Genomic DNA, 5,394 nt, shown 5'->3' with positions numbered 1-5,394 from the left:
GCTTTTTCTCTTTATTATTTAAACAAAATTAATTTATGTGTGCTATACTTTAAAGTATTTTATAGTTAATCATTCTCATTTAGAAATGTTTTTCAAATTCGATATATGTATACGCAAGGTTCAAATCGAATTGGATTAAAGCTCTTAGCTTTGGTAATAGTTATTTTAGCCCATGTAGGAATGATTTATTTACTTTTAGCTGCTAATAGTAATAAAGTAATGTTAACTGCAACTTCTTATCTAGATCAAACTTCAGGGGTGACTAAGTCCTCAACGAATATAGAGTTCTTTGAGATGACTTATATTCCTGAAACTTCTCCTCCTAAAGAAGAATCTATAGCCGTGGAAACTAATGAGGACAAGGCAGATGTAAATCCTCAAGAACCTGAAAAAGAAGAGAAAGAAGAACAGAAAGAAGAAAAAAAAGAGGAAAAACCTGCAGTTGAACCGGTAAAACCTAAGCCTACTCCGCCAAAAGTAAATAAAAAGCCTACTAAGCCAAAACAACAGCCAAGCCAAACCAAAGTAGATAATCCTGGAGAGAAAAATGAAGCGGGAAGAGAGGCAAAAGGAACTCAAGGTTCTGGTGCTGATGCAGTAACCACAGCTTCTCATCAAGGAGGATATTTAAATAATCCTAAACCTGAGTATCCGTTTCAATCTTTAGAACGTGGTGAACAAGGGACGGTGATTTTAACGGTTGTCGTTGAAACCAATGGTAAGCCTTCAAGTGTAAGTGTGAAGGTTTCTTCGGGTTATCCTCGTTTAGATCGAGCAGCGGTTAATACTGTAAGACGTTACTACACTTTTATTCCTGCAACTAAAGGTGGTACGCCAATAAAATCTACTTATGAGTTTGCAATAGAGTTTTCTATTGCTAATCGTTAAGAAAAGCTAAGTTTAATTCAATCACTCTTTTATTTTTATGTTTAATATGGCACTTTTTGATAAGTTTTTAGTCTCTCTTCCCTTAGTAATGGCAAGTGAAGGAAAAGAACAAGAGACAACAAATGCTACGGATATCTTACCTGTAGCTGAACAAACCGCAAATACAGCGGGAAACACTGATTTAGGAATTTTACATTTAATCCTAAATGAAGGTGACGCAATTTTAAAATTTACTTTTATTGTTTTAGTGTTAATGAGTATTTATAGTTGGACGGTAATTATCTATCGTGCCATTATGACTTATATTATTGCAAGTAAAAGTAAAAAGCATTTAAAACTATTAAATGCAAAAGAATATCCTACTTATGCTCAAGCTTATCAAGCGATGGAGGGAAATTCTCCAATTAAAGATTTAGTTGAAGAAGCTTTAAATGCCAAAGAATCTTTTGCAAAAGCTGAAGGAGCTATGTCTTCGTCTCTTGATTATGCTGAATACTTACAACGTAATATTAGGTATAGATTAGAAAAAGCAACTCATTCTCAAGATGGTGGCTTATCTGCTTTAGCAACTATTGGGGCGACTGCACCTTTTGTGGGGCTTTTTGGTACGGTATGGGGAATTTATCGAGCGTTAATTTCGATTACGGCAACAGGAAATGCAAATATAGCTACCATTGCTGGACCAATTGGAGAAGTACTTATTGCCACGGCATTCGGGTTGTTTGTAGCTATTCCAGCAGTACTTTGTTATAACGTTTTTATCCGTCGTAATCGTTTATTTAATCGTAAATTAGACGGTTTTGCTCATGATCTCTATAATTCGTTTTTAACTAAAACAAATAAATAGGAGGGAAAATGGCTTTTGGCAGTTTTAACTCCGAAAATGAAGAAATGTCAGAAATCAATATCACACCATTAGTGGATGTGATGCTGGTTTTACTCATAGTATTTATGCTAGCGATGCCGGTATTTACTTCTTCAGTAAATATCAGTCTTCCTAAGTCATCACAACAGCAGATGATTGAGGCTCCAAAAATTGTTTCTTTGGTTATAAATAAAGAAGGAACTTATTTTTATCAAGATCAAAGTTCTACAGATCAAGAATTAAAAGATTTATTAAGTCAACAATTTAAAGATAATCCAGATCTTGTAGTTACCATTAGAGCTGATCAGGAAGTTAGTTATAAATATGTAATGTCTCTTTTAGATTTAGTTAAATCAGTAGGGATAAGTAAAATAGGTTTTGTTTCTGAACCTATTAAATAATAAGTTAACAACAACTAATTAAAAATCCTCCAAACTTGAGCAGAAAAGTTTGGAGGATTTTTGTTACTTTTTGTTTTAGTTGTCTTAAGCAATTTTAATTACTCAAATTAGAGGCTACAAAAAGTCCTCCGAGCTTTTTTTTCAAAGCTCGGAGGACTATTTTAAACCATCTATAATTAGAAGAGTTTATTATTTTTTTAGATAGTTTTAGTAGACTTTTTCTTAGTGGTGGTCTTTTTGGTTTTAGCTACAGTTTTTTTCTTAGTTTCTTTTACTTCTGGTTCAGAAGCACTAACCCAAGTACCATCAATATAATCTAAGCGTAACTTAGTATACTTATTAGTTTCTTTATTAATAGAACCTAGGTATTGAACTTTATCTTTAGCAGAATAACGCACTACCGTTTCATTTCCTTCTTGGTCTATTTGTGGACCATCTGCTAAGTAGTGCAGTTCTTCAGGAAGACGATCTCGGTATTTTGCTAAGATGCTTACTGGAGCTAATTTAGTTTCTCGACAACGAGGGAAGTTATTTGCCCCTAAGAAAATTCCTTTAGCTGAATTACGAAGAACAAAGAAAGAAGTACCGTTCTCACATTTTAATTCAGGGAACTCGATTGCCTCTTTACGTGGTGGAGCTACTTCACCATTTGCTAAAATACGACGAGTATTATCACAACTAGTACAACGCATGTATTTACCAAATGGACCAAATTGTAATTCCATAGGCTGTCCACATTTATCACATGGGAAATTATCTAATTCTTTATTTTCGATAAAGTTACCTTCTTCGACTTGTGTATAGTCACAGTGAGGAACATTAGAACAAATGTAAATTTTGTGTTTGGTATCTATAAAGAATTCGTCTAATTTCGAATTACATTTTGGACAAGATTTTAGCTCTTCGTCTTGAGCTTTTGCCCCTAACATTTCTTCTGCGGTGATTAAGGTTAGAGAGCGTTTACACTGATCTTCACCTTTATGGTCATAGCCCATACAAGTTAAGAAGGTACCACTTTTAGAAAATTGAATAGCCATGTTATTTTTATGACATGTTGGACATTCAAATTTAGTTGGTACTAATTCCTTGTTAGGCATGCCTCCTTCTTCAGGAGGAAGCTCCGCTTTGATGAGTTTTAATTGGAATTCTTTCCAAAACTCATCTAGTTCTGCCGTCCATTCTTTTTCACCATTAGCAATTTCATCTAGAGATTTTTCCATTTGAGCAGTAAAGTCATAGTCCATAATCTCTGGAAAGCTAACTTCTAGGCTATCTGTAACAATTTCAGCGATTTTTTGTACCATGAATTTTTTGTTTTCTAAGGTAACATAACCACGTTCTTGAATTGTAGAGATAATGCTAGCATAGGTTGATGGTCGACCTATAGAACGCTTCTCAAGTTCTTTTACAAGTGAAGCTTCTGTATAGCGATTAGGTGGTGAAGTAAAGTTTTGTTGACCATTAATATCTTTGAGCTTTAGAGTTTGTCCAATAGTAAAATCTTTAGCGATATTTACCATAGTATCAGGATCTCTACCAAAAGCTTTTTGGTGCCCTGAGAACTTTAATAGACTCGCAGAAAATCTTAACAGATATTTTTGCTTATTGTCTACTTCAAGACTAATTGTGGTGTTTTGGAACACTGAATTGGTCATTAAAGAAGATAAAAATTGTTGTTTAATAAGGTTATATAATTTATAACCGCGTGAACTTGTTGGTAAAGTTATATTTAAACTTGTAGGTCGTATCGCTTCGTGAGCTTCTTGAGAATTATCATTATTCGAGGAGTAATGACGAGTTCCATCCCAATATTCTTCACCAAAGTTTTCAAGAATATAATCTTTAGCCATATTGCGAGCTTCTTGCGAAATATTTACCGAGTCAGTACGCATATAGGTTATGTATCCTGATTCATATAAAAATTGAGCAATGCTCATGGTGGTACGCACATCGTAACCAAGAACAGTAGAAGCTCTTTGTTGTAAGGTTGAAGTAGTAAAAGGTGCTCTTGGAGCAGTAGTTGTATCTTTTACTTCAATAGCTTTAATAACCGCTTTACCACTTTTAATATTATCTAAGTGTTCTTGTGCCTGTGCTTGATTAGGAATAAAAAAAGCTGATTTGTCAGTTGGTGAAGTTAAACGTTTATCATCGATTGAGTGTAAGTTGAACTCAAAATCACTAGAAAAAGAATTAATACTCCAAAACTCAACTGGAACAAAGGCACGTATTTCTCTTTCTCTTTCTACAGTTAAGCGGGTAGCAACTGATTGCACACGACCAGCTGAAAGTCCACGTCCTGCTTTTTTAAAGAGAAGAGGAGATATAAGAAAACCTACAATGCGATCTAAATAACGACGAGTTTGCTGTGCATGAACACGATCCATATTTAGTTCAATAGGATTAGCAAAGGCTTTTTGGATTGCTGACTTGGTAATTTCGTTGAAGATAACGCGTTTATATACCTTGTTTTCTCCTAAAACTTCTTTTAAGTGCCAAGCAATCGCTTCCCCTTCACGGTCCAAATCGGTTGCTAAATAGATAACATCACAATTTTTTGCTACATGTTTTAATTCTGTAACAACTTTGCGTTTAGTATCCATAATTTGGAAATCTCCATCCCAGTTGGTTGGATTAATTCCCATTTTTAAAACCGCATTTTCTAGCTTTTGTTCTTTACTTAATTTAACGCCTTTTTTTGCTACTGGAGCAAAAGAGGAGTTAGAAGGTAAGTCACGAATATGACCTACTGATGACAGAACAATAAAATCATCATTTAAATATTTCTTGATTGTCGCAGTTTTATTCGGAGACTCTACGATCACCAAAGATTTGCTCATTTTTAAGCCTCTGTTAATTATGCACCTTGTGCATATATCTTAAAATAAACCTAAGTAAATCTGATTTTAAAGAAGATATTATGTTTTAGGAAAGACTTAAAGTTATCCCACTACATAGTAAAATCTTCGGTTAATATTATTTTTCTCTCTAAATATAACACACAAAAAAGAAGATATGAAAAGTTTTAGTGTAAGTTTTAAGGATACGAGATCTATTTTTGTAAAAGTTTAACTTATGGTAAACTAATGAGATAGCACTAGTTTGATAAAAATATAGCTTTTTAGTGCTATAATAAGAGCAGAAAAGATTGTTGAACAGTTTGAAAAATTCAAACTATTTTTTTATTACAATATCATAAATTTAATTGGTATTAAAAATAAAAGGTAAAAAGGTTTTTAT

Annotated in this window: 4 protein-coding genes; 3 read left to right on the top strand and 1 reads right to left on the bottom strand. The window is 33.5% G+C overall.

The window, feature by feature from the left end:
- The first annotated feature begins 105 nt into the window (after window positions 1-105).
- The 3 genes from CKF59_RS04535 to CKF59_RS04525 are packed head-to-tail and all read left to right on the top strand — an operon-like array spanning window position 106 to window position 2,154.
- Complete coding sequence (locus CKF59_RS04535; RefSeq protein WP_119534789.1) at window positions 106-888, top strand: energy transducer TonB; 783 nt, start codon at window positions 106-108, stop codon at window positions 886-888.
- A gap of 46 nt (window positions 889-934) precedes the next feature.
- Window positions 935-1,735 (top strand): MotA/TolQ/ExbB proton channel family protein, encoded by an 801-nt coding sequence (locus CKF59_RS04530; protein WP_222985588.1) that lies wholly within the window; start codon window positions 935-937, stop codon window positions 1,733-1,735.
- Window positions 1,736-1,743: 8 nt separating this feature from the next.
- Entirely contained in the window at window positions 1,744-2,154 is a 411-nt protein-coding gene (locus tag CKF59_RS04525) for an ExbD/TolR family protein (protein WP_119534787.1), read from the top strand.
- A gap of 197 nt (window positions 2,155-2,351) precedes the next feature.
- On the opposite strand, the gene topA is transcribed toward CKF59_RS04525, so the two are convergent.
- Window positions 2,352-4,994: a type I DNA topoisomerase gene (topA, locus tag CKF59_RS04520; RefSeq protein WP_119534786.1), complete on the bottom strand. Its 2,643-nt coding sequence runs from the start codon at window positions 4,992-4,994 to the stop codon at window positions 2,352-2,354.
- Between the last annotated feature and the right edge of the window lie 400 nt (window positions 4,995-5,394).

Source organism: Psittacicella gerlachiana, from assembly GCF_003585965.1.
Classification (GTDB): domain Bacteria; phylum Pseudomonadota; class Gammaproteobacteria; order Enterobacterales; family Psittacicellaceae; genus Psittacicella; species Psittacicella gerlachiana.
This window is presented reverse-complemented; position numbering and strand designations above follow the sequence as displayed.